Origin of the sequence: Longimicrobium sp. (assembly GCF_036280135.1) — a bacterium.
Taxonomy (GTDB): domain Bacteria; phylum Gemmatimonadota; class Gemmatimonadetes; order Longimicrobiales; family Longimicrobiaceae; genus Longimicrobium.
The window spans coordinates 1-3,940 of the sequence record NZ_DASURI010000740.1 but is presented as its reverse complement, the minus strand read 5'-3'; the positions used below and the strand labels follow the sequence as shown (position 1 = coordinate 3,940).

The window sequence follows — 3,940 nt, the reverse complement described above, 5'->3', positions numbered from 1 at the left end:
GAGCGGCTGGGCGCCCGGCCCGACGAAGTGCCCATCCTGTGGCTGGCCGCGCCCATGACCGGCCTGCTGGTGCAGCCCATCGTGGGCGCGCTCAGCGACCGCACGTGGGGGCCGCTGGGCCGCCGCCGCCCGTACTTCCTGACGGGCGCCATCCTGGCCAGCATCGCCCTGTTCTTCATGCCCACGTCCAGCGCGCTGTGGATGGCGGCGGCGCTGCTGTGGATCCTGGACGCCTCCATCAACGTGAGCATGGAGCCGTTCCGCGCCTTCGTGGCCGACAAGCTCGACGCCAGCCAGCGCACGGCGGGCTTCGTGATGCAGTCGTTCTTCATCGGCATCGGCGCCAGCCTGGCCAACGCGCTGCCGTACCTGTTCCGCGTGATGGGCGTGGAGGGCAGCACGGCCAGCGGCATTCCGCTCACCGTGAAGTACAGCTTCCAGGCGGGCGCCGTCGTCTTCTTTCTCTGCGTGCTGTGGACGGTGTTCACCACCACGGAGCACCCGCCCGAGGACATGGAGGCGTTCCAGCGGTCGCGGCGTGAGAAGATGGGCATCGGCGGGCTGTTCGGGGAGATTGGCGGCGCCGTCCGCGAGATGCCCGCGACCATGAAGCAGCTGGCGGCCGTGCAGTTCTTTACCTGGCTGGGCCTGTTCTGCATGTGGATGTTCTACGGCCCCGCCGTGGCGCGCAACGTGTTCGGCGCCACCGATCCGTCGTCGGAGCTGTACGCGCACGGGGCGGAGTGGGCGGGGCTCACGATGGCGTTCTACAGCATCACCTGCTTTGCCGTGGCGTTCGCGCTGCCCAAGGTGGCGGCGGCCACCAGCCGCAAGACGACCCACGCCGTGGCGCTGGTGTGCGGCGCCGCGGGGCTGCTGAGCGTGTCGCTCATCCACAACCAGTACCTGCTGCTGCTGACGATGGTGGGCGTGGGCATCGCGTGGGCCAGCATCCTGTCCATGCCGTTCGCCATCCTGTCGGGCGCGCTGCCGTCGCACCGCATGGGCGTGTACATGGGCGTGTTCAACTTCTTCATCGTGATCCCCGAGATCCTGGCGGCGCTCACCTTTGGCCCCATCATCCGCACGGTGTTCGGGGCCGACAACCCCAACGCGTCGCTGTACATGGTGCTCATCGGCGGCGTGTCCATGCTGGTGGCCGCGCTGCTGGTGACGCGCGTGCACGACGCCGGCGAGCCGGATGCTCCCGCGGGGACCGTGATCGACGCCGACCGGCACGAGCCGTTCACGGTACAGGATTCCGTGCAGCCCGTGCCCAGCACCGGCTTGATCGACAAGCGCTGAGGGCTCACGCGCAGTCAGCAGTTACCGTTGACTCCGTTCGCCGAAGGCGCCGTGTGAGGCATGCGGTAACGGCCGGCCGGTGATGGAACGAAGGAGGCGCGGGAGAACCCTCTCTCCCGCGCCTTTTTTCGTTCGTCCGGACCGGAAGATTGGCCGGGGTATGACGCTGTCTTGACGGGATGGAAACGTTTGAAGACCTTATCCGCCGTTCCGAATCGGGTCCGACGTCAGTTCTCCCCGCGGTCCGTCCGGTCGCGGGGCCACTCCCCACGGAGAGAATCCCATGCGCAAGCTCTCGCTCAAGCTGGATGCCCTGCAGGTGGAGACGTTCGAGGTCACGCGGGCCGCGGGCGCGGAGAACGGCACCGTGCGCGGCCACGACATCAGCTACGCCGCCACCGAGTGCTGCTACACGGGCAGCGGCTGCACCATCGTGGGCTGCTCGGGCGACTGCCCCAGCAACGGCTGTCCCTCGGCCGCGACCTGCCCCGGCGGCGGCATGGGCTGTCCGCCGGCCATGGACAACCCGACCGTCTGATCCCGCATCCGCTTTCCCGTAGGGCTGAAACGGCATTCTCACACGGGGCCTGCGGCCAACGGAGTCAACGGTAACGGATCAACGGAAACCAACGATCAGTGATCGCGGAAAGACGGCGAGGGCGCGAAGGAGATGTCTCCTTCGCGCCCTCGCTCGTTTCCACCCGGTGATGCCGGCCGTCGTATCGGATCCCGGAAAGGAGTTGTCTTCGTGAGGGGCCTCACGAGACTCGACCGCCTCTGAAGCCAGGTTTGGCAACACCCTCCCAGGAAGTCAACACCGGTGCGCAGTATCTACGTAGATTCGGGATCAGTCGCCGAAGCTCACGCCCAGGCGGCGCGCCGTGCGGACGACCTCGCCCATGGGATCCACGCGCTTGATGTCCGTGACGGCCTCGCCCAGGGGCACGCTGCGCACGGCCTTGCCCTGCAGGGCCACCATGCAGCCAAAGTTGCCCATCTCGATGGCGTGCACGGCCGCGGCGCCAAAGCGCAGGGCCAGGTTGCGGTCGTACGGAACCGGCGAGCCGCCGCGCTGGATGTGGCCCAGCGTGAGCGTGCGCGTCTCCTTGCCCGTGGCCGCCTCGATCTCGGCCGCCAGCCGGTCGGCGATGCCGCCGTAGCGCCCCGTGCCCTCCACGTAGCTGGGCGACCCGCCCGCCGCCCGCGCCCCCTCGGCCACCACGATGATGCTGAAGCGGCGGCGGTTGCGCTCGCGCTCCACGATCTTGGCGGCAATGCGGTCCACCGAGTACGGGATCTCGGGGACCAGGATCACGTCCGCGCCCCCCGCCAGCCCGCTCTCCAGGGCAATCCACCCCGTGTGCCGCCCCATCACCTGCACCACCATCACCCGCTGGTGCGCCTCGGCCGTGCTGTGCAGCCGGCCGATGGCCTCCGTGGCCACGTCCACCGCCGTCTGGAAGCCGAACGTCATGTCCGTGGCGCCCAGGTCGTTATCGATGGTCTTGGGCACGCCGACCACCCGCAGCCCCTTGAGGAACAGCCGGTGGGCGATCTTGAGCGAGCCGTCGCCGCCGATGGCCACCAGGGCGTCGATCCCCAGCTCGCCAAAGCGCTGCATGATGTCGTCCGAGGGGTCCGTGGGGCCCCAGGTGCCGTCCGGCTGCCGCGGCTCCAGGCCGAACAGGTTGCCCCGCGCCGTCGTGCCCAGGATGGTGCCGCCCAGGTGCGTGATGCCGCGCACGCGGTCCGACAGGTCCATCAGCCCCGGCTCGCCGTCCACCTCGTCCTGCAGCAGCCCCATGTAGCCGCGCCGGATGCCCAGCACCTCCCACCCGCGGTCCAGGGCGGCAAGCGTGGCGGCGCGGATGACGGCGTTGAGCCCCGGCGCGTCGCCGCCACCCGTGTTGATGGCGATGCGCCGGATCTTGGGCAGGTACTCCTTGGGCATGCTGGACACGGCGCGTGGCGGATGGGTGGAGCGCGCGGGGGCGCGATTTGTTAGAGATCGTTCCGAACCCGGAAACTTAGGGCCGCGCTCGCTTCCGCTCAAGGCCGGCCGGGTGCGTCCGCGCGGCGTGCGGATTCCGTGCCCGCGTGACGCGCCGGGCTCCAGGCGTGGCCGGCTCGTACTGATTTTTCTCACGCAGAGCCGCGGAGGACGCAGAGAACCGCGGCTCCTCGAACGGTCGGGCTCTGCTCGAAAGAATCGGCTTTTGAAGAGCGGGGCTTGAGGGGGGCGTGCGTCAGCGGTCGGCGCGGAAGTGTGCGTGAGGTCTGGTTCTCTGCACCGGGGTCGGGCCCGCGCGAGCGCCCCCTCCGGGCACGATGACGCACAGTCCGGAAAGGCATTGTCTTTCTGAGGGGCCCTCACGAGCTCGACTGCGCCGGATGCGTGCGGCCCCAAAGGATCTTCCCGCCCGGGCAAGGGCCTCGTCCAGCGGCGAAGTCCCTGCTTCGCGGAGGAGATTCTTCGGTCGCGCCCGGAATCTCGTGAACGGGCGAGTCCGCGCGGGCGCTCCCTCAGAGGGTGTTGCCAAACCTCTGGCTCGAAAGCGTCATCCTGAGGAGCCGCCGCGCGATTCCTGCCCGGGCTTGATCGATGGCGGCGACGAAGGATCTTGTATGCGAGACT

Annotated in this window: 3 protein-coding genes; 2 read left to right on the top strand and 1 reads right to left on the bottom strand. The window is 69.1% G+C overall.

Annotated features, from left to right (window positions below):
* The coding region (locus tag VFZ20_RS23925) for an MFS transporter (protein ID WP_329686473.1) at positions 1 to 1,305 on the top strand (1,305 nt) is incomplete at its 5' end.
* 283 nt (positions 1,306 to 1,588) lie between these two features.
* Complete coding sequence (locus VFZ20_RS23920; RefSeq protein ID WP_329686472.1) at positions 1,589 to 1,843, top strand: hypothetical protein; 255 nt, start codon at positions 1,589 to 1,591, stop codon at positions 1,841 to 1,843.
* Between the two features lie 309 nt (positions 1,844 to 2,152).
* Here VFZ20_RS23920 and VFZ20_RS23915 read toward each other — a convergent pair whose 3' ends face one another.
* A complete protein-coding gene (locus tag VFZ20_RS23915; RefSeq protein WP_329686474.1) occupies positions 2,153 to 3,256 on the bottom strand; it encodes an ATP-dependent 6-phosphofructokinase in 1,104 nt (367 codons plus the stop codon).
* Positions 3,257 to 3,940: the final 684 nt, after the last annotated feature.